The 19897-nt window shown below is 69.2% G+C and carries 18 protein-coding genes and 1 pseudogene; 12 read left to right on the top strand and 7 right to left on the bottom strand.

The genetic code is table 11. The features are described 5' to 3' along the window. Window positions 1–49: 49 nt before the first annotated feature. Both JRI60_RS38905 and JRI60_RS38910 read left to right on the top strand, forming a co-directional pair. Window positions 50–1561, top strand: a complete 1512-nt coding sequence (locus JRI60_RS38905; RefSeq protein WP_204221076.1) for a methyltransferase family protein — start codon at window positions 50–52, stop codon at window positions 1559–1561. A 99-nt stretch (window positions 1562–1660) separates the two neighbouring features. Further along, window positions 1661–2635: a fatty acid desaturase family protein gene (locus JRI60_RS38910; RefSeq protein WP_204221077.1), complete on the top strand. Its 975-nt coding sequence runs from the start codon at window positions 1661–1663 to the stop codon at window positions 2633–2635. 144 nt (window positions 2636–2779) lie between these two features. Here the strand turns inward: JRI60_RS38910 and JRI60_RS38915 are convergent, their stop codons facing one another. Beyond that, the gene (locus JRI60_RS38915; protein WP_239469982.1) at window positions 2780–4549 is read right to left on the bottom strand and encodes a family 43 glycosylhydrolase; all 1770 of its coding nucleotides are present in this window, start codon (window positions 4547–4549) and stop codon (window positions 2780–2782) included. A 211-nt stretch (window positions 4550–4760) separates the two neighbouring features. On the opposite strand from JRI60_RS38915, the pseudogene JRI60_RS55210 reads away from it, so the two are divergent. The 3 genes and pseudogenes from JRI60_RS55210 to JRI60_RS54735 form a co-directional block, all read left to right on the top strand. Beyond that, a pseudogene (locus tag JRI60_RS55210) lies at window positions 4761–5117 on the top strand (DUF3500 domain-containing protein); the annotation flags it as partial. A 56-nt stretch (window positions 5118–5173) separates the two neighbouring features. After that, on the top strand, window positions 5174–5800 hold the full coding sequence (locus JRI60_RS54730; protein WP_204221078.1) for a HupE/UreJ family protein: 627 nt from the start codon (window positions 5174–5176) through the stop codon (window positions 5798–5800). Further along, window positions 5797–6333, top strand: coding sequence for a HupE/UreJ family protein (locus JRI60_RS54735; RefSeq protein ID WP_204221079.1), 537 nt, complete (start codon window positions 5797–5799; stop codon window positions 6331–6333). The genes JRI60_RS54730 and JRI60_RS54735 overlap by 4 nt, the downstream gene beginning before the upstream one ends. Here the strand turns inward: JRI60_RS54735 and JRI60_RS38935 are convergent. From JRI60_RS38935 to JRI60_RS38950, 4 genes are read right to left on the bottom strand one after another with little or no spacing between them, the layout of a single operon-like run. Beyond that, window positions 6320–7486 (bottom strand): pyridoxal phosphate-dependent aminotransferase, encoded by a 1167-nt coding sequence (locus JRI60_RS38935; RefSeq protein WP_204221080.1) that lies wholly within the window; start codon window positions 7484–7486, stop codon window positions 6320–6322. The two genes, JRI60_RS54735 and JRI60_RS38935, sit on opposite strands and share 14 nt — an antisense overlap. A 15-nt stretch (window positions 7487–7501) precedes the next feature. Next, window positions 7502–9001 carry a class I SAM-dependent methyltransferase gene (locus tag JRI60_RS38940; RefSeq protein WP_204221081.1) on the bottom strand — a complete coding sequence of 500 codons (1500 nt, stop codon included), beginning with the start codon at window positions 8999–9001 and terminating at the stop codon, window positions 7502–7504. Window positions 9002–9055: 54 nt separating this feature from the next. Continuing rightward, window positions 9056–10204: a cysteine desulfurase family protein gene (locus JRI60_RS38945; RefSeq protein ID WP_204221082.1), complete on the bottom strand. Its 1149-nt coding sequence runs from the start codon at window positions 10202–10204 to the stop codon at window positions 9056–9058. Between the two features lie 17 nt (window positions 10205–10221). Beyond that, window positions 10222–11049 carry an aldo/keto reductase gene (locus tag JRI60_RS38950; RefSeq protein ID WP_204221083.1) on the bottom strand — a complete coding sequence of 276 codons (828 nt, stop codon included), beginning with the start codon at window positions 11047–11049 and terminating at the stop codon, window positions 10222–10224. 209 nt (window positions 11050–11258) lie between these two features. Between JRI60_RS38950 and rnk the strand changes: the two genes are divergently transcribed. From rnk to JRI60_RS38970, 4 genes are all read left to right on the top strand, one after another. Then, window positions 11259–11663, top strand: coding sequence for a nucleoside diphosphate kinase regulator (gene rnk, locus JRI60_RS38955; protein WP_204221084.1), 405 nt, complete (start codon window positions 11259–11261; stop codon window positions 11661–11663). Window positions 11664–11773: 110 nt separating this feature from the next. Further along, a complete protein-coding gene (locus JRI60_RS38960; RefSeq protein WP_204221085.1) occupies window positions 11774–13249 on the top strand; it encodes an anthranilate synthase component I family protein in 1476 nt (491 codons plus the stop codon). After that, window positions 13246–13818 (top strand): anthranilate synthase component II, encoded by a 573-nt coding sequence (locus tag JRI60_RS38965; protein ID WP_204221086.1) that lies wholly within the window; start codon window positions 13246–13248, stop codon window positions 13816–13818. Before JRI60_RS38960 ends, JRI60_RS38965 begins: the two co-directional genes overlap by 4 nt. Continuing rightward, the gene (locus JRI60_RS38970; protein ID WP_204221087.1) at window positions 13815–14624 is read left to right on the top strand and encodes an aminotransferase class IV; all 810 of its coding nucleotides are present in this window, start codon (window positions 13815–13817) and stop codon (window positions 14622–14624) included. The genes JRI60_RS38965 and JRI60_RS38970 overlap by 4 nt, the downstream gene beginning before the upstream one ends. A 6-nt stretch (window positions 14625–14630) precedes the next feature. Here the strand turns inward: JRI60_RS38970 and JRI60_RS38975 are convergent, their stop codons facing one another. Next, window positions 14631–17054 carry a PAS domain S-box protein gene (locus JRI60_RS38975; protein WP_204221088.1) on the bottom strand — a complete coding sequence of 808 codons (2424 nt, stop codon included), beginning with the start codon at window positions 17052–17054 and terminating at the stop codon, window positions 14631–14633. After that, a complete protein-coding gene (locus JRI60_RS38980; protein WP_204221089.1) occupies window positions 17051–17854 on the bottom strand; it encodes a pseudouridine synthase in 804 nt (267 codons plus the stop codon). Before JRI60_RS38980 ends, JRI60_RS38975 begins: the two co-directional genes overlap by 4 nt. A 194-nt stretch (window positions 17855–18048) precedes the next feature. On the opposite strand from JRI60_RS38980, the gene JRI60_RS38985 reads away from it, so the two are divergent. From JRI60_RS38985 to JRI60_RS38995, 3 genes are read left to right on the top strand one after another with little or no spacing between them, the layout of a single operon-like run. Beyond that, the gene (locus JRI60_RS38985) at window positions 18049–18480 is read left to right on the top strand and encodes a hypothetical protein (protein WP_204221090.1); all 432 of its coding nucleotides are present in this window, start codon (window positions 18049–18051) and stop codon (window positions 18478–18480) included. A gap of 10 nt (window positions 18481–18490) precedes the next feature. Further along, window positions 18491–18967, top strand: coding sequence for a phage holin family protein (locus tag JRI60_RS38990; RefSeq protein ID WP_239469985.1), 477 nt, complete (start codon window positions 18491–18493; stop codon window positions 18965–18967). Then, a complete protein-coding gene (locus JRI60_RS38995) occupies window positions 18964–19896 on the top strand; it encodes a hypothetical protein (RefSeq protein ID WP_204221091.1) in 933 nt (310 codons plus the stop codon). Before JRI60_RS38990 ends, JRI60_RS38995 begins: the two co-directional genes overlap by 4 nt. Window position 19897 lies beyond the last annotated feature (1 nt).

Genomic DNA, 19897 nt, shown 5'->3' on the forward strand with positions numbered 1-19897 from the left:
ATCGGGACGATCGGAAGGGACAAGCTGAGGCTCCCCGAACGAGGTACCGATGACGGCTCCGCAGAGCGCCCCCTCCCCCACCCTCGCGCAGTCGCTGCACTTCTGGGCGCGCAACGCCTCGAACGAGTCGGCGCTTCTCCGTACATCGCTGAGCGTGGGGCTCTTCGACGCACTGCCAGTGGAAGGAGAGGGCGCGCCGGTGTCGGTGCGGCAACTGGCGGAGAAGGTGGGGGCTTCGGTCCGCGGCGTGCGCTCGCTCGTCGAGTTGCTGGTATGCCTGGGTTTGGTGCGGATGGATGACGCACGAGGACTGGCGCTGGCCTGCCCCGTCGCGGCCTTCCTGAGGGACGCGGCGTTCCGAGAGCGGCTCCAGGAGGCGGCGCGCTGGTGGGGCCCCATCGGCCACCTGGAGGAGGCGGTGAAGACAGGGGAGGCCGTCAACCACGAGGGACAGCGTTGGGACGTGCTCGACCACTACGGGCGGCTCTTCCTGGAGACGACGCCCGCGCCCTCACCGGAAGCCGAGGACTTCTTCGACCGTTTCGCGCGCAGCGCCGCACGCACATGGCTGCTGGTGGCGGTGGGCCGGCTGGGACTGCTGGAGCAGCTCTCCACGGGCCCCAAGGACGAGGCGGTGCTCCGGGCGGCCACGGGCGCGAGCGAGCGGGGTCTGCGGCGGGTGTTGGAGGTGCTGGCCCACCTGGGCATCACGCGGACCGAGGGCCTGACGAGCACCTTCACGGACGAGGCCCGGCAGGTGCTGGACGGCAAGGCGCTGCCGTACCTGCTGCGCTCCTTCTCCGTGTCCGCGCAGTACTGGGAGGCGCTGGACCGGCTCGAGGAGACCGTGCGTCACGAGCGCTACATCCTGGACCTGAAGGACCCCGAGGTGAGCCGGCGCTTCTACGCGGACAACTCGAATCAGATCACCGCGGTGTTCGCCTCGCACTACCAGCTCAGCCGGCGCGCGGCGGCGACCATCGCCCAGGTGCGTCCGCTGACGGGCGCGTCGGTGCTGGACATCGGCACGGGCTCGGGCGTCTGGGGCGTGGCCTTCGCGCGGACGGAGCCCACGGCGCACGTCACCTACTTCGACCAGGAGGTGGTGCTGGCGCAGGCGCGGCGCAACGTGGAGCAGCTCAAGGCCCTGGGCCAGGCGCGCTTCTGGCCCGGCAACCTCTTCACCCAGGACTTCGGCGAGGCCGCGTACGACTTCATCATCCTGCCGCAGGTGCTCAACGTGCTGCGGCCCGAGTCCCTGCCAGACATGTTCCGCCGGGTGGCGCGCGCGCTGAAGCCGGACGGCATCCTGGTCATCGCCGAGTACGTGCTGAACGAGCGGCGCGACGGCCCGCTGGACCACCTCTATTTCGGGCTGCGGCGCTTCCTCACCAACGAAGGGGATCTGCTCTCCCATTCGGAGTACGGCCGGCTGCTGGCGGACGTAGGCCTCACCGCATCGGTCTGCCTGCCACTGCCAACGCAGGAGCTGCTCCTCGCCGCGCGCCCCGGGGTGACGCTGCCCACGCAGCTCGCGCCTCCCGCGCGCACGGCCGCCTGACGCACCCCGTCACACGCCCCTTCCCCCGCCTGCTTGCTCACCTCATGATTCTCAGTTTAAGCTAATCTTACACTTCTTCCGTTCCCCCGGACGGTTCCCATGGCCCCAGCGTCGCTGGAGGACACCCCCCGCCGCACGAGCGATGGCCTGACGCCCGCCGGGCGGGAGCGATCCGGCTCGGTGGCGGCGCGGCTGAGGGCGAGGTACGCGCGGGAGGTGGCCCGGATGAGCGGCCACGCGCACTCAGTGGCCGGGGGGCTCGGGCACATGGCCTTCCACATCGGGCTCGGGGTGGGAGCGGCTTTCGCGGCCTACGCGCTGCTGGAGACGCGGCCAGTGGTGGGCTGGGTGCTCTACCCGCTGGTGGCCTTTTTCATCGCCACGCGGTTCCGCGCGCTCGGCAACATGCTGCACGAGGCGTGTCACGGCATGTTCGTGCGCGGCAAGCGCGCCAACCGCTTCTTCGGGCACGTGCTGTCCATCATCGACCTCACCGCTCTCGGGCCCTACACGCGCGAGCACTTCACCCATCACCAGCACCTGGGGGATCCGGTGAGGGACCTGGACTTCATCCCCCGCCAGAAGTTCGGCTTCGCCGAGCCCATCCAGCACTTCGCGCGCCGCCACCTGCTGCGCCCGCTGCTGCTCGTCCACCTGCCGTCCTTCGTGCGCCCGGTGCTCTGGAGCCGCACGGACCCCTGGCCGGTGACGCTGTGCCGGTGGGCCTTCGTCGCGGGGCTGCTGGCGCTGGCGCAGTGGGGCGTCGGCTGGAGGGCGTTCCTGCTCTTCTACGTGCTGCCCTACTTCGTGACCTACCAGGTCATCCGCTACTGGTCGGACGCGGTGGACCACGCGGGCATCATCGGTGAGGCGGACGAGTTCCAGCGCTCCCGCAACCACATCTTCGCGTGGGGGCTGCTCAACCGGGTGCTCTTCCCCCGGAACGACCAGTACCACCTCACGCACCACCTCTTCCCGGCGGTGCCCACCACCGCCCAGGGTCGCGTGCACGCGCTCCTCATGAAGGATCCGGAGTACGCGGACCGCCCGCACTCCTTCTCCTCGCTGCTGTGAGGAGTCTCATCACCCGGAGGCACCGTCCACGACACGGGACAGTCCACGTTCCACTCCTCACCGGTGAGGAGTGAAACGAGGCGGATGCATTCCGCTCCTCACCGGTGAGGAGCGGAACGAAGTGGCCTCCCACCGAAGCCCCGCTCAGGGAATCACGATGGGCACGTGCATGCTCTTGCCATCGTAGGGCGTGGAGCCGCAGCGCGCGTGGGCCCAATCTCCGTTCATCGCCGTGCAGATACGGAAGGCGGTGATGTTGGAGATGGCCACGTTGATGCCCGGAGTGTCGCAGCGGCCGGAGTAGGTCCAGGCGAGACTCCGGTTGACGGAGTTGACGCCGATGCAGGGGCCGATCCACGCGCCCGTGTCGCGCCGTTGGATGTCGATGGAGTACTGGGCGCCCGTCTCCTCCTCGCTCCAGCTCAGGTCCACGAACGGCGTGGTGCCACCGGGAATCTCCAGGAAGACGTCATCGGAGACGCCATCATAGGCCTTCTCGACGAAGGGTCCCCAGGTGCTGCTGTTCGAATAGAAGATCCGGAAGGCGGCGATGTCGCCCTTGTTCACCATGCGGTTGCCCGCGCTGGGGCAGACGCCGTTGAAGACGGTCTTGTTCGCCGAGCCGATGATGCCGGCGTAGATGCACGGACCAATCACGGTCCCATCACGCAGGACGAGGTCGAGCGAGTAGTTGTACCCGGTCAGCCGGGTCCAGCGGACATTGACCTGGTTGAGCGAGTGCATGGAGCCATCGGGCTTGAAGGCGATGCGCTGCTTGTAGGTGCTGCGCGAGGTGAAGGTACCCGGGGGAGAGAAGGCTCCCTGGTGGAAGATGTTGAAGAACTCGCCGCGGCGGTCCACCACCACGTTGTGACCATGGGTCTGGATCAGCGCTCCGGCGTCGTTGCGCATCGGCTGGGAGAGCTGCCGCACCGCGCGCGCCCGGGTGAGCGCCGGCAGGGAGTCCGCCATGATGTAGTTCATGGCGTACTGGCTGTTGTACCAACCGCTGCTGAAGAGCAGGTAGTAGATGCCATTGCGCTTGAGGAGCTCGGGGGCCTCGTTGATGCCCTCCTCGTTCGCGGGGAGGGTGTAGAGCGCCGGGCCGGTGTGGTTGTAGACGGTGCCAGGGGCCGCGAGGTTGAACGAGGAGATGTTGTTGCCCCGGTCGAACCAGACATAGAAGAGCCAGCGGCCCGACGTGTCATTGAAGGTGGCCGAGTCGATGCGGATGTTCCGGTTGCAACCCTGCGGCGTGCAGGCGGAGCCGATGGTGGTGCGCGGATAGGTCGTGTTCGGGTTGATGGGCTGGGGCGCGCCGAAGTTGAGATTCAGGTCTGGCGCCGAGGCCACGAAGGTCGTCACGTCCTGGCCGGTAGCCGGGCAAGCCATGCCGTTGGGGACCCGCTGGGCCGAGAAGTAGAGGTAGTAGACGCCGTTGTATTTGCCGAGGTCCGGCGCCCAGAGCATGCAGTAGTCATAGGTCGGGTCGGCGGCCGAGGCGTCGTAGCTCCGCTTGAGGCGGAAGCTCGACAGGTCGTTGGTCTCGTAGATGGGCAGGGTCCGTCCGTCACCGGTGCCGGAGAGGAAGAACAGGTCATCGTTCTCCTTGTAGACGTCGGGGTCGGCCATCCCCGGAACGAGCAACGAGCGCGAATAGAAGTTGGCGCCGCGTGTGGCGCACGACGATCCTACGAAGCCCTCGTCGCAGACGCAGACCGCGCTGCCCGCGTTGTCCTTGCAGACACCGTGTCCGCTACAGGTCACTCCGTCACAGACCCCGGCCAGCTCCGACGAGGAGGAGGCCGTGCGCCCCGAAGCGAACTCGGGGCCAGCCTCCTCCGCGCCAGCGCATCCGACGACCGCGGCGAGGGTGACAAATGAAAGGGATATCCACTGGAATCTCGAACGCATGGTGACTCCTCGAGAGCCGTGGCACGCGCATCGGGCCACGGCGGTTGACTCATGGAATCAGCAATTTGCGGGTATTCACAGTATTTCCCGCGTTTGCGCGCGAATGCGAGCCACTGAAGCACCTGGTTCCCAAGCATTTGAAGCTCTGGGGTGAAGCGGTGGATGTCCTGCCATCACGTTCATTGGAACCCCGTCGGTGACGGGAAACTGGATGGTGCAGATCGGCGGTCACCACCTCGCCATCGACGTGACGTACCAGAACGGCGTGGCGAGCCCGACACCGAACTTCATTGGCGTCGAGCCGCAGACCTGGACGAGCGGCGGCATCACGTACTCGCCGCTCACCGACGAGCGCATCGCGGTGTTCGGCATCTTCGATACCTTCTACCCGACGGGGGCCGACCGCGTCGGTGTCCGGGTCTCGAGCCTCACGCCCCAACAGCAGGAGCTCGTGACGGCGGCGATCTCCGCGTGGGTGAAGGACTACAACCCGGGCATCGCCGATACGCTGCTCGCCGAGTACACCTCGGCCGCGGCGTACGCCGACACCTATGTCGCCTGGGCGGGTGACCAGCTCGTTCCCAACGTCAACGGAACCTACGTCCGCATCGATGGGCCCCGGGTGTGGAGCGTGCGACCGCGGTCCTGCTCGACCTGCGGGAGCACTCGGTCGAGGGTGAGCTCCAGCTCCCGTTGGATCAGCTGGGGCTCACCCTGCATCACAACCTGGGCGAGAACCCTTCGACGTTGGTCGCGCGAATGGGAAGCGAGCTCGCGCGATACATCGCGGAGCACGTCGCGGCCACGGCGCCCGACGGCCGGGCTTTCGACATCGCCGTGCGCTCGCTGGAGGTGCGGCCGGTCGACGGGGCGAACTGCCTCGTGGCGCTCCTGTCGATGCAGCCGCCCCCGGGCGCGGCAACGGGTGCGTTCACGCTCCGGTACGACGCCATCGTCCACCGCGTCGTCACGCACAAGGTGTTCGTCTCCATCCGAAGTGACTTCAAGAACGGGGTCCTCTCCGACCAGCCCGAGCTGCTCGGCGTATTGCGATACCGAAGCACGGACCTCGTCATCGATCGCTCGAACGGGACCTGGTGGAAGGGTTTCCGGTCCGTCTTCGTACTGGGAGTCCGGCACATCGCGGAAGGTACCGACCACCTGCTCTTCCTGTTGGTTCTATTGCTCGCCGCCCCCTGGTCGCGAGCGGGGCCCGGTGGAGAGCGTCCAACACCGTGCCACGGAGCGTGAAGCAGGTCGTCAAGATCGTGACGGCCTTCACGCTCGGTCATTCCATGACCCTGGTGGCGGGAGCGGTCGGCCCCCTGTTCTCGGGCCGCGAGCCGCTCATCGCCGCCGGATTCGGGCTCGTGCATGGGCTCGCGTTCTCGACGGTGCTCGCGGAGCTCGGGCTCGACTCCCAGGCCCTCGTGCTGAGCGTGCTCGCCTTCAACCTGGGCATCGAGGCCATGCAGCTCGCGGTGGTCGCGATGACGATGCCCTGGCTCCTCCTGCTGAGCCGTTCCCCCGAGTACGCGACCGTTCGTATCGTCGGAGCGAGCCTCGGAGCGGTGGCCGCGTGTGGTTGGATCGCCGAGCGCGCGTTCTCCATCCAGAACCCCATCGCGCCGCTCGTGGAGGCCGGTTCCCACCAAGCGCTCGCCGGAATCGTCCTGCTTGCCACGCTCTCGGTCATCGTCGCCGCCAGGAGCCGCATCCGTGCACATCGGATGCGGGCGGGCGACGGCTCGTGCGCCACCAGCCCCTCACTCAGCGGGTGGTGACGCGCTCGATGGCCTCCAGGGCCTCGGGGAAGCGGTCCGGGTGCATGCCCAGGCCCAGACGGAAGCCGTGACCGCGCTCCAGCGGATGGGCACCCGAGGGGTCGCCGTACTCCATGGAGCTGAGCGGCAGGACGAACACCCCGGCCTCGCCGAGCGCCTGGAGCTTCGCCTCGGACTCCTTTGGACTGGCCGCGCCGCGCACGCCGATGCAGGTGACGAGCCCGCCCATGGGGGCCACGCCATACACGCCCCGCGAGCGCTCCAGGAAGGCGGCGAGGATGCGCCGGTTGCTCAGCCACTCCTCGCGCGCCTGGCGCAGGGCGGAGCTGTGCAGGTCCTTGAGGACCTCGTAGGAGATCCACTCGGTGACCGGGTTCACGGTGTGCGTGGTGTAGTTCTTCTCGTTCTGCATGCCCGCCAGCATGGCCGTGTCACCGACGCACCAGCCGATGCGCAGGCCCGGGCAACCCAGGCACTTGATGAAGGAGCCGGTGACGAAGCTCCGGGTGCCCGCGCGGTACACCGTGGCCCCCAGCACCTCCGTCTCGGAGGAGAGGAAGCGGTAGTGCTCGTCGCCCACCAGCGTGGCGCCGGACCGCTCCGTCCAGCGGGAGACGCGCTCCAGCAGCTCCGGCTCCAGCACGAGGCCGCTCGGGTTGTGAGGGTTGTTGATGATGACCACGTCCGGACGCTCGCGCTCGAGCAGCTCCAGCCAAGCGTCGGCGTCCACGGAGGGCACGCCCCGCTCGTCCCAGCGCAGGGGCAGGCGGACGACTTCCGCGCCCTGCTGCATGGGCAGCTCGTAGAGGAGCTGGAAGGCGGGCCAGGCGAGCGCCACCTTGCGCGGGCGGAGCTGGCGGAAGAGGAGAAGCAGGGCCTCGCTGGTGCCGGTGGTGATGAGGACGTTGTCGCGCGTGGCGCCGGGGTGCATGGCGGCCACGAGGTCCCTCAGGTCGGCGCGGCCCCAGTTGGGGCTGTCACGCAGCAGGGTGGAGAGGAACGTGTCGGCGGCTTGTTGGGGGCCGACGCCGGAGCCGGCGAGCAGCTCTCCCACCGTGCGGGGCCGGGCACCGGACTCTCCGAGGTTGTAGCGCGCGGTGAAGCGCGAGCCCTCGAGGTAGTCCTCCATGAAGAACGAGCGAAGGGGTTCCATGTCTCTCCAGGAGCGTCAGCGGGAGGGCAGGCCGTCAGGCCAGGGGACCTCACCGCGCGAGGCGATGACGACCTGCTGGATGGGCATGTCGAAGCCACGGGAGGACGTGAGGCCCACGGGCTCGAGCAGCCGCCGGAAGTCGGGCATGGACAGCACGTCGCCCTCGTTGGACACGTAGCGGCGCAGCGCGAAGTAGAGCGCGTCCAGGGGCCCATCGCGCCGGTCCGTCAGCAGGTAGCCCGAGATGATGAGCAGCCCCCGGGGACGCAGCGCGCGGGCGAGCTGTCCGAAGAGACGTGGCAGCGCCTCGGGAGGCAGCGCGGGGATGACCTGGGGCAGGAGGATGAGGTCGTACTGGCCCTCGCCGTAGTCCACGGAGAGGCAGTCCCCGGCCCAATAGCGCGCCCGTCCGTCCAGCTTGAGCTTCGCGATGTTGGGCTTCACCTGCTCCAGGACGTGCTCGGAGTCCAGGTAGGTGACGTGCACCGTGGGATCCGCCAGCCCGAAGGCGGCGCCCCAGACACCCGAGCCGGTCCCCACGTCGAGGACGCGAGCCTCCTTCAGCGAGCGCATGGAGGCGACGAGCTCCGCGGCCTTGCGGCCCAGCTTCACGTGCGAGGCGAAGATGCCGGTGATGCGAGAGGCGTTGCGCTGGTAGATGCGCCTGGCTGTCTCGGGGTCGCGCAGATCCAACCGGAACTTCCGCTGGGTGACGGCCTCGTCCAGGTGCCCGAAGGCCTCCCAGTAGTCCATGGTGGCCGGGAACGCGCGCTGGAAGTACGGCAGGCTGCTCGCGTCCAGGGAGCGGCCGGCCAGCTCGGTATATCCGAAGGACTCCGCCTCCCGCCGGACGAGCCCCATGCACACGAGCACCTCCAGCAGTGTGCGCAGCGACTCCGGATGGGAGCCCGTGGCCTTCGCCAGTTCCGCGAGCGGCCGGAGGCCGGACACCAGCGCATCCAGCAGGCCCACCTCACCGCTCGTCACGAGCGCCTGGGTGCGGAGGAAGTTGCGCGCGGCGCGGTCGTCGTAGTCCGCGGCGGTGGCGCTCGGCGCGGGGGCCCGGGGCTCCAGGAACTCCTTCCGGTACCAGCCGAGCAGATCTCGTGACTCCCCGTGCCAGTCCACCGGAGCGCCGGTGCGGACGGCCTCGGGCAGCTTCGCGGACACGAGCCACCAGCCGAGCGCCTCGCGCATCCGGGCGGCGAAGTCGGGGCGGCGCAGGAAGGAACTCGCCGCCGGGAGCGAGTACCCCCTCCCCTCCTCCAGCCGGACGAAGCCGAGCCCCACCAGCGGCTCGATGACGGAGCGCGTGCCTCGCACGGTGCCGCCCATGCGGGAGGCGAGCGTCTCCAGGGACACCGGCGCGGCGGAGCCCTCGTCCGGGAGGTGGCCGAACAGCCCGAGCGCGAAGGCGCCCAGGAGCGCGGCCGACTCGTTGCTCGCATCGCGAGCCCAGAAGTTGAGCTGTTGGACGAACGCCGTCTGTGAGGGCGCGGGGAAGGACTCCGCCAAGGTGGCTCCTCGTCGGGGGGGGAGCCCGAGTATGGCCCAGGTGGGCCCGGGCTTTCACCTGGGCGGGGACAGGCGCCGCCAGGCCCCGATGAGCGCTTCCGCGGCGGCCATTACGTCCCCGAGCGTCGTCGTCCGGCCCAGGGACAGGCGCACCGAGCCGAGCGCCTCCCCGGGCGCCACGCCCATCGCGGTGATGATGGAGGAGGCGGACTCCTCGCCCGCGTGGCACGCCGAGCCCGTGGACGCGGCCACCTCGGGAGCGGCCGCCAGGAGCGCGGAGCCGCTCACCCCGGGGAAGCGCACGTTGAGGGTGTTGGGCAGTCGCTCTTCCAGGTGACCATTGAGCACCAGTCCCGGGACGCGCGCCCGCAGCCGCGTCCAGAGCTCGCCCCGCAGCCTGCACATCCGCGCCGCCTCGCCCTCCACCGTGCGGAGGGCCACCTCGCTGGCCACCCCGAGCCCCACGATGGACGCGACGTTCTCCGTCCCCGGGCGCAGGCCCCGCTCGTGCCCCGCCCCGAGCAGAACCGGACGCAGCGGCGTACCCCGGCGCACGTACAGTGCGCCCACGCCCTTGGGCGCTCCGAACTTGTGGCCCACCACCGTGAGCAGATCCACGCCCAGCCCGTTGACGGACACGGGCAGCTTGCCCACCGACTGGGCCGCGTCGGTGTGCACCAGCACGCCCCGGGAGCGGGCCTCGCGGGCCACCTCGGCGATGGGCTGCAGCACGCCCGTCTCGTTGTTGGCATGCATGAGGGTGACGAGCGCCGTGTCGCTCCGCAGTGCCTCCACGGCCTCGGAGACGCGGACCCGGCCGTCCCCATCCACCGGGAGCCACGTCACGCGCGTGCCGTGCTTCTCCAGCTCGAGGCAGGGCTCGGTGGTGGCCGGGTGCTCGATGACAGAGGTCACCACGTGCCGCTTCTCCGGAAGCGCGGCCGCCACGCCACGGATGGCGAGGTTGTTGGCCTCGGTGCCATGGGCAACGAAGAAGATCTCCTCCGCGGAGGCGCCGAGCAGCGCCGCCACCTGGGCCCGTGCCCGGTCGACGGCCTCGCGGGCCCGGCGACCGTAGACGTGCGCGCTGGAGGGGTTGCCGAAGTGCTCGCGCAGGTACGGGAGCATGGCGTCCACCACCTCGGGAAGCAGGGGCGTGGTGGCGTTGTGGTCCAGGTAGACGGGGTCGCGTGGAGCACTCATGGGACGAGGAGGCTACCTCACGGTACGTCCGTCGGGTCCCACCCCGTGTACAGGTTCTCGTTCAACCCATCGAGCCGCCGCATCTCCTCGGGGGAGAGAGTGAAGTCGAAGACACTGGCGTTCTCTCGGATGCGCGCCTCGTGGACGGACTTGGGGATGACCACCATGTCGTGTTGGAGGCACCAGCGGATGAGCACCTGGGCGGGAGACTTGCCGTGCTTCCGGGCGAGCTCCACCACGCGCGGGTCCCCGAGCCGCAGTCCCTTGGTCAGCGGACTGTAGGCCTCCACCGCGATGCCCTTGTCCGCGCAGTAGCGCAGCAGGGACGGCTGGTAGAGGAAGGGGTGCTGCTCCACCTGATTGACGGCGGGGACCACCTTGGCGCGGCCCAGCAGCTCGTCGAGGTGGTGCTCCAGGAAGTTGCTGACTCCGATGGCCCGGCACTTCCCATCGGAGAGCAGCTGCTCCAGGGCCCGCCATGATTCGAGCCGCCGGCCCGGCACCGGCCAGTGCACCAGGTACAGGTCCACGTACTCCAGCCCGAGGTCCTTCAGGCTGCGCTCGCAGGCGCGAAGCGTGGAGTCATGGCCCTGGTCCTCGTTCCACAACTTGGTGGTGACGAAGATCTCCTCCCGGGGCAGGCCGCTCTCCCGCACGGCGAGGCCCACGTCCCGCTCGTTCCCGTAGATGCGGGCGGTGTCGATGTGCCGGTAGCCCGCCGCGAGCGCCGCCGATACGGCCGCGCGCGTCACCTCGCCGCGCGGGGCCCGGAAGACGCCCAATCCCAACCGGGGCATCCGCACGCCGTTGTTCAGCTTCACAGTGGATTGGAGGTCGAGCTCCATGGTGTCTCCTTGCACGTGTGCAACCGCCATCGTCAGGTGAATCCCACGACGCAGCGCGTCTGGATTTCGCACGAACGGTCAATCCCCGACGTGCCGTCAGGGTGACGCCCGGTGGGGCGTCTGGTTTCAGACGCCCTGCCGCCATGCAGGCACGGCTTGGAACCTGCTTGGTTGACCGGCCACACGCAGGGTCAAAGGATTGAGCCGTCATGAGCACGCAAGAGCCGAGGATCGTGGTCACGTCGACTGACATGGAGCGGCTGCGGACCCTCATCGATACGACCGCTGGGGACCAGGCGGACGCGCTCGATGCGGAGTTGCTGCGCGCGGAGGTGGTCGAGCCCACCCAGGTGCCGCCAGATGTCGTGACGATGAACAGCCGTGTCGTCTACCGGGACGAGGACACGCACGAGACGCGGGAGGTGACGCTCTCGTATCCGAAGGACGCGTCGCTCCAGGAGGGGCGGGTATCCGTGCTGGCGCCCGTGGGAGCGGCACTGCTCGGGCTTTCGGTGGGGCAGGAAATCGAGTGGGAGATACCGGGAGGGAAGCTCAAGCGGCTGCGCATCCTCTCGGTCACCTACCAACCGCAATCGGCCGGGCACGCTCACTGAGCGCCCCTCCCCTCCCCTCTCCCTCCGGGAGAGGGACGGGGTGAGGGTATCTCGTCACCCGGGTTGAACTCCGGGCCCATGGACGCGTGGCCTTTGTTACAAGCGCGCCCATGTCGGTCCCCCCCACCCCGCCGCCATCTCCGCTGAACCGCGAGCGCTTCGAGGCGCTCGTGGCGGAGGGCTACAACCAGGTGCCACTCGTCCGTGCGGTGGAGTTGCGCGGAGCGAGGCCGGTGGACCTGCTGCGAGCCCTGCCGCCGGGACACCGCTTCCTGCTCGAGAGCACCCGCACCTCCAGCGAGGGCCGCTACTCCTTCGTGGGAAACAAACCCTTCCTCACGTTCAGGGCGAAGGGAGCGCGGTGCGAGGTGAACGGTGAACCCCACCCGGGCGAGCCGCTGACCACCCTGAGAGAGCTGTTGAGACGCTGGCGGGGCGTGCGTCTACCGGGGATGCCGCTCTTCTGTGGTGGGGCGGTGGGCTTCTTCGCGTACGAGGCCGCGCACCACTTCGAGTCCCTACCGCGCCACCGGAACGACGATCTGGGCCTGCCGGACATCGCACTGGACTTCGTGGACACCTTCGTGGCGGTGGACCATCCGGAAGGCCGGGCACTCGTGGTGGCCACGGGCAGCGACTACGGGGACTGCCTGCGACGGTTGGAGGCACTGGAGCGGGTGGTGCGCGAGGTGGCCTCGACCGAGGCCCCGGCCCCCGCCTGGCGGCTCGCGGACGGACAGACTCCAGACGTGCCCTGGAGCTCCAACTTCACGCAGGAGGGCTACCAGCGAGCGGTGGAGCGGGTCCAGGAGTACATCCGCGCGGGAGACACCTACCAGGTCAACCTCTCGCAGCGGCTGGAAGTGGAGCCCAGGCTGCCCGCGCTGGAGCTGTACGAGGCCCTGTCGACGCTCAGCCCGGTGCACTTCGCCAGCTACCTGGAGGTGGACGGCTTCGAGGTGGTGAGCGCCTCGCCCGAGCGGCTGGTGCGGGTGGAGGACGGCCGGGCCATCACCCGTCCGATCGCGGGCACGCGGCGCAGGGGCACGCCGGAGGAGAACGCCCGGTTCGTGCACGAGCTGCGCACCAGCGAGAAGGAGCAAGCCGAGCACGCGATGCTGGTGGACCTGGAGCGCAACGACCTGGGGCGCGTCTGCGCCTACGGGAGCGTCCAGGTGGCGAAGCTGATGGAGATCATCGAGTACGCGCACGTGCTGCACATCGAGTCCGAGGTGGTGGGCCGGCTGGCACCGGGAGTGGAGCCGCTCGACGTGGTGGCGGCGGTGTTCCCGGGCGGCACCATCACGGGCGTGCCGAAGATTCGAACCATGCAGATCATCACCGAGCTGGAGCCACACGCGCGGGGCCTCTACACGGGCTCGCTCGGGTACCTGAGCTTCACGGGCGAGCTGGACCTGAACATCGTCATCCGCACGATGCTGCTGAAGGGCGGCCGGGCCTGGGTGCAGGTGGGGGCGGGCATCGTCCACGACTCGGAGCCGAGGCGCGAGTACCAGGAGACGCTGCACAAGGCGCGCTCGCTGCTGCTCGCGCTGTCGGCACGGCCGGTGGGGGACGCGACATGATGCTGCTCATCGACAACTTCGACTCCTTCACCTTCAACCTCGTGCAGGCGCTGGGTGGGCTCGGGGCGGAGCTGAAGGTGGTGCGCAACGATGCCATCACCCTCGCCGGGGTGGAGGCGCTGCGGCCGGACCACATCGTCATCTCTCCGGGCCCGTGCACGCCGAACGAGGCCGGCATCTCCCTGGAGGTCATCCGTGCCTTCGCGGGCCGGGTGCCGGTGCTCGGGGTGTGCCTGGGGCACCAGTCCATCGGCCAGGTGTTCGGCGGGCGCGTCGTGCGGGCTCCGGTGCCGGTGCACGGGAAGACGGCTGACATCCACCACGATGGCCGGGGCGTCTTCCGGGGGCTGCCAGCGCCCTTCGTCGCGGCGCGCTACCACTCGCTGGTGGTGGAACGGGCGAGCCTTCCGGACTGCCTGGAAGTCACGGCCTGGTGCGGCGAGCTGGTGATGGGACTGCGTCACCGCGAGTACCCCTGGGTGGAGGGCATCCAGTTCCATCCCGAGTCCTTCCTCACGCCGCACGGCAACACGTTGCTCGCGAGGTTCCTGGAGGCGCGAATCGGATGATGGACACGGTCGCGGTGAACGGAGAGGTGCGGCGGCTGGAGGAGCTGCGGCTCCAGGACTTCCTCCAGTCGTTCTTCTTCGGCGCGGGGTTCTTCGAGACATTCCTCGTCACCGAGGGCACGCCCATGTTCCTGGAGCGGCACCTCGCGAGGCTCCGGTCGAGCCTCGGGGCCCATGCGGGCTGCGTGCGCGCACCGCCCGAGGACGTGCTCACCGCCGGGTCCGTCCGTGAGGCCCTGCACCGGTGTCTGGAGGCGGATGCCAGCCTGGGACCACGCTTCACCGGCGTGGGCAAGCTGGTGGCGGGAGATGGGCGGCTGCTGCTGTCCTTCCGGGCCCTGCCGGCGCCACACGCGCACACCGTCCTCGACGAGCTGGAGGATCGCGGCTACCGGAGGAATGATCCCACGTTGAGACACAAGAGCGTCTCGTACCTGCGGCAGTACGCGCACTTCGGCCGGGGGACGGTCTTCGCCAACGAGGCGGGGGAGCTCTGCGAGGCACCGAACGGCAATCTGTTCTTCCTCCTGGGCGACGCGGTGGTGACTCCGCCCCTGGAGGCCCCCTGCCTCCCTGGCGTCATCCGCGCCGTGCTGCTGGAGGAAGGGCGGCTCGGGGACATGCCGGTGGTGGAGCGCACGGTGGAGAGGGCGCAACTGGAGGAGGTCCGCGGCTGTGTCCTCACCAACTCCGTCAGCCTGGCGCTCGCCGTCCCACGGCTGCTCGGGCGGGAGCTGCCCGGGAGTCACGCGCTCGCCGAGCGCGCCCGGGCCGTGGTGCGGGAGTACGCACGGCGCGAGGAGTGAAAGCTCTCACCGTGCTCCCGATGCAGGGGCACCGGGCCGCACCGGGACGTGACGCGGCAGCCGCACCGTGAAGGTGGTGCCCTCGTCGGCGCTGGAGCTCACGTCGACGGAGCCTCCGTGTGCCTGGACGATGCTGTTCACGATGTAGAGGCCCAGGCCGATGCTGCGGCTCGCCCGCTCCACCTCGGCTGTCCCTCGCGTCATGGGCTGGAAGAGACGCGGACGCAGCTCGGACGGGATGGGGTCGCCCGTGTTGTGGACCATCAGCGTGATCTGGTCACCCTGGCCGCGTGTCACCACCGTCACCAGGGTCCCCGCCGGGCTGTACTTCGCCGCGTTGGACACCAGGTTGGTGATGACCTGGGCCAGGCGGTCGGGGTCCCACTGCCCCTGCCCGTCTCCCTCCGAGTCCAACCGGAAGTTCCGCTCGGGGTAGCTCATCCGAACCTCGTCCAGCACCTGGCGGGTGAGGGAGTGCAGGTCGAGCGGGGAGGGCTGGATGGGGATGCCGCCGCCCAGGCGCGCCTGGGTGAAGTCCAGCAGATCCCTCACCATGCGGGCGGCGCGCTCGGCCGAGGACTGGATGCGGGTGGCGGCCATCTTCTGTTTCTCGTCCAGACCGTTCCGCCGCGCCAGGAGGCTCTGCGCGCCGAGAAGAATGGCGGTGATGGGGTTGCGCAAGTCGTGGCTGACGATGCCGACCAGCTGCTGCTCGAACTCGGCCCGCCGCCGCAGCTCCTCCTCGGAGAGCTTGCGCTCGGTGATGTCGCGGCTGGTACCGGCGATGGCCTCCACCTGTCCGTCCGGCCCGAAGATGGGGGCGAAGATGTATTCGTAATGGCCGGTGCCGGAGGCGCTCGTGTACGGGTTCTCTCCCCGCACGGGCCTTCCCGTGCGCAGCACCTCGTCGAGCTGCCGCCGGTGCTTCTCCACCAGCTCGGGGGGATAGCCCAGCTCCTGGAAGTTCTTCCCCACCGCCTCCTCCAGCCGCTTTCCCCAGAGGGCCAGCAGCGAGCGGTTGACGTAGGTGAAGCGGTGCTGCCGGTCGAACTGGTACATGAAGTCCGGATGGGCGGTCATCAAGGCATCGAAGGTGCGTGCCTGCCGCTCGTATTGGAGGGCGAGTGCCCGGTAACGCCCCTCACTCTCCCGCAGGGCCGCCGCGACCTGGTCGCGCTCGGCCTCCAACCGCTTCGTCTCCGTCACGTCCCGCGCCACGGCGAAGATGAGTCCCTCCTCGGGCACCGGCGCCGACGTCCACGCCAGCCAACGGTAGCTCCCATCCTTGCACCGGTAGCGGTTCTCGAAGTGCAGCGTGTGCCCCCCTCGGGAGAGCTTCTCCACCTCGGCACTGGTGGCCGCGAGATCGTCCGGGTGCAGGAGGCTGACGAAGGGATGGAAGAGCAACTGCTCTTCGCTCCAGCCCAGTGTCCGGGTGAAGGCGGGGTTGACGCGCTTGAAGAAGCCGTCCGTCCCCGCCACGGCCAGCAGGTCATGCGAGAGACGGAAGAAATTGTCGAACTCGGCCTCGGCGCGCTTTCTCGCCGTCACGTCCATGAAGGTGGCGACGCCCGCCACCCGTTGCCCCAGCGCATCGCGTACCGGGCTGGAGGAGATGCTGAGCGTGGCGCGGCTGCCGTCCTGACGCACCACCTCCATCTCCTCGCCCTCCACCACCTCGCCGGAGAGGAGGCTTCGGGCCAGGGGCCATTCCTCACAGCGGTAGGGCCGGCCGTCCGGGTGGATGCCCCGGATGGAGGCTCCGTACTCGCTCACGCCCTGCGAGGCCCGGAAGGGAAAGCGGAGGATCTGCTCCACGCGCGCGCTGGCCAGCACCAGCTTCCCGGAGGGCTCCGCCACGAGGACACCCGAGGGCATCTGCTGGAGGACGGCGTCGAAGAGGGCACGCTGGGCCTCCGCCTCGCGCAGCAGCCGCTCGCGCTCGCGCACGAGCGCCTCGACCTCCGCCCGCGCCGCCTTCTCGCGCGTCAACAGGGCGGAACACTCCCGCTCGGCCTCACGGTGGCGGCGCTCGAACACGGCCTTCTCGATGGCGTTGTGCGTCGCCCGGTAGAGGCTCGCCGGGGTGATGTCGGATTTGATCAGGTAGTCCGAGGCACCCGCCTTCATCGCCGACACCGCCAACCTCTCACTGCCACGCCCCGTCACCAGCACCACCGGAGGGGCCGCCTCGCCGAGCACCTCCTTCAACCGCCGCAGGAAGCCCAGGCCGTCCATTCCTGGCAGCCCATAATCGAGGACGACGCAGTCCACGTGATGGGCCAGACAGAGCGCGAGCCCCCCTTCCGCGTCCTCCGACTCGAGGAAGGAGTAGGAGTGCTCCTGCTCCTGGCGCAGGAACGCCGCCCAGGAACCCCGGTCCTCGGGGCTGTCGTCCACGAGCAGCAGGGTGAAAGAAGACGCCGTCATCGCCGCCCCTCGAGAAAGCCGAGGCCCCGCTCCACCTCGTCGTCCGTGAGCAGCCGGCAGGCGCCCTCCGGCACGTCCAGCACCAGCGCTCCCACGGCCTCGCGGTGCAGCGTCCGCACCGGGTGCCCCACCGCCGCCAGCATCCGCTTCACCTGGTGGTGCCGCCCCTCGGTGAGCACCAGCTCGACGTGGCTGGGAGCCAGCAGCCGAGCCCCCGCTGGCCGGGTCGGTCCATCCTCGAGCACCAGGCCCTCCCGCAGCTTCTGGAGGACCGCGTCCAAGGGGCTCCCCTCGACCTCCGCCACGTACCGCTTGGGGACGTGCGTCTGGGGAGAGGTCGCGTGCGCCACCAGCCGCTCCTCGTTGGTGAAGAGCAACAGGCCCGTGGTGTCCCGGTCCAGCCGCCCCACCGCGTACCACTCATACCCGCGCAGCTCCGGCGACAACACCGGCCGCAATCGCTCGAAGACGGTGCCGATTCCCTCGGGGTCGCTCCCGTGCACCACCACCCCCGCGGGCTTGTGGAACATCAGCGCCAGCGTCCGCGCCTCCAACGTGCGCGGCTGCCCATCCACCCGCACCGCGCTTCCCGCGTGCACCTGGGCGAAGGGGTCGCGCTCCACGCGCCCGTCCACCTCCACCCGCCCCTCCCGGATGGCCCCCTCCGCCTCCGCCCGGGGCATGACTCCCGCGCGCCCCAGGGCACGCGACAGCCAGTCCGCGCGGCTCCCCTCCAGCACCGGCTCCGTGCGCCGACGCGCGGCCTCCAACCATCGCGGTGTCCTCGGCTTCCTCGCCATCAGCGCCCTCTCCGCCGGAGCTTCCCACACCGCGTATTTCTATTCCCGCGGCCCGAACTTCCCTCTCCGCTGCCCGCTCCGCGAGCGATTCCCGCCCCTTCCATGGCGCCTGCCTGGGCGTGCCTAGCTTCTGTCATGTGTGGGTCATTCCTGCATGAGCAGTACTCCATTCCAACCTACTCGGAGGAGACCGCATGGCAACCGTCACTGAAGGGGGAATCCAGGGTTCCAGCTTTACCGCTACCGGTACGTCGATGGGCGGCCGTGATGTCTCGGACCAGGACACCGGCATCGCGGCGCAGGGCAAGGAGCAGGTGAAGCGCGTCACCGGCGTGACCCGAGATCGGGTCTTCCATCAGATCGACGACCGGAAGGGAGAGCTCATCAAGGGCCTCCAGGGCTTCGTCTCCACGCTGGAGAACGCCTCCCGGAACGCCGATGGCTTCTCGCAGCAGCTGCTCGGTGGCGCCGTGGGGTACATCCGCAAGTTCTCGGATCGCATCGAGCAGGGCTCCACCGAGGAACTGGTGAGTGATGCCAGGCAGTTCATCCGCGAGCGGCCCGCGCCCTTCTTCGCCGGCTGCATCGCCGTGGGGTTCCTCGCCGCCCGTCTCCTGAAGGAATAGGGAGGACACGATGCAACCCGAGAATCCAGGGACACGGAGAAGCTACAACTACGAGGAGCGCACCATCCCGGGCGATGGCATGTCGGACCGCGCGTTCGGCTCGCTGGTGGGCGAGTTCTTCGACCAGGCCCGCCGGCTGGTCCGCGCGGAGGTGACGCTCGCGAAGACCGAGCTGCGCCAGGAGGTGACGAAGGTCAAGGCGGGCGGCGTGATGTTGGGCCTGGGCGGAGGGCTGCTGCTGCTCGGCGGCATCGCCTTCACCCTCTTCGCCGTCTTCGTGCTGGATCTCCTGCTGCCGTTGTGGGCCTCGGCGCTCATCGTCACGGTGCTCTTCTGCGGCATCGGCGCGGGCATCGCCAAGGTGGGCATCAACCGCATGAAGGAGATCCACGCTCCCAACCAGACCATTCAAACCCTCAAGGAGGACTCTCAATGGGCGAGCAGGACGTTCCAATCCGTGAAATCACAGATGCACGGGCACGCATGAGCGAGCTCGCCGACGAGCTGGCCCGCCGCATGGAGACGGAGCACCTCAAGGAGGTCGCCTCCACCAAGGTGATGGAGTTGAAGGAGCAGGCCAGGGAGCGAGCAACGGAGAAGGTGGACGAACTCAAGACGCACGCCAAGGAGGCGGTGATGCGCAGGACGACGGAAATCAAGGAGCGGGCGGACACGCCCAGGGGCTGGAGCATGCTGGGGGCGATCATCGGCGCGGGCGTGGGCTCGGTGCTGATGAAGAAGGTCTTCGACGTACGCCACGACCGTCATCTGTACAGCGGGTATGACCGGGACATGTCCCTGGTGCCAGCACCCGAAGGTGGCCTGATGCGGCCCACCGGTGACGCACGGGGCTCGCTGGGCAGCGACATCGGCGTGCGCACCAGCACCGACGTGGGAGGAATGAACGTCGGCTCCGGCAACCTGGGTGTCGGCACCCAGGACGACAGCGGCCTGAAGGCACGCGCCTCGGGCGCGGTGGACATGGCCAAGGAGAAGGCGTCGGATCTCAAGGAGCGCGCCAGTGGCCTGGTGGACAAGGCGAAGGACAAGGCCTCCGGGCTCCGTGAGCACATCCCCAGCCGGTACGAGATGACGCAGCGGACGTCGGGCTGGTACGACACCGTGTCCGAGAACCCGGTGCTGCTGGCCATCGGCGGCCTCGCCGTCGGCGCGCTGTGCGCCAGCCTCATCCCGGTGACCAGCCGCGAGCGGCGGATCATCGAGCCGGCCAAGGCCAAGGTGCGCGAGAGCATCTCCAACCTCGGCGACCAGCTCGAGAGCAAGCTGTCGGGGCAGTCCGAGGACGAGAGCGGCCGGGAGGACGAGTTCCAGGCATCCGCCTCCTCGGAGAGCGAGCGTGAGCGCGGCACCATCCCGCCGCTGCCGACGCTCGATGACTACACCTCCGTCCACTGAG

Origin of the sequence: Archangium violaceum (genome assembly GCF_016887565.1) — a bacterium.
Classification (GTDB): domain Bacteria; phylum Myxococcota; class Myxococcia; order Myxococcales; family Myxococcaceae; genus Archangium; species Archangium violaceum_B.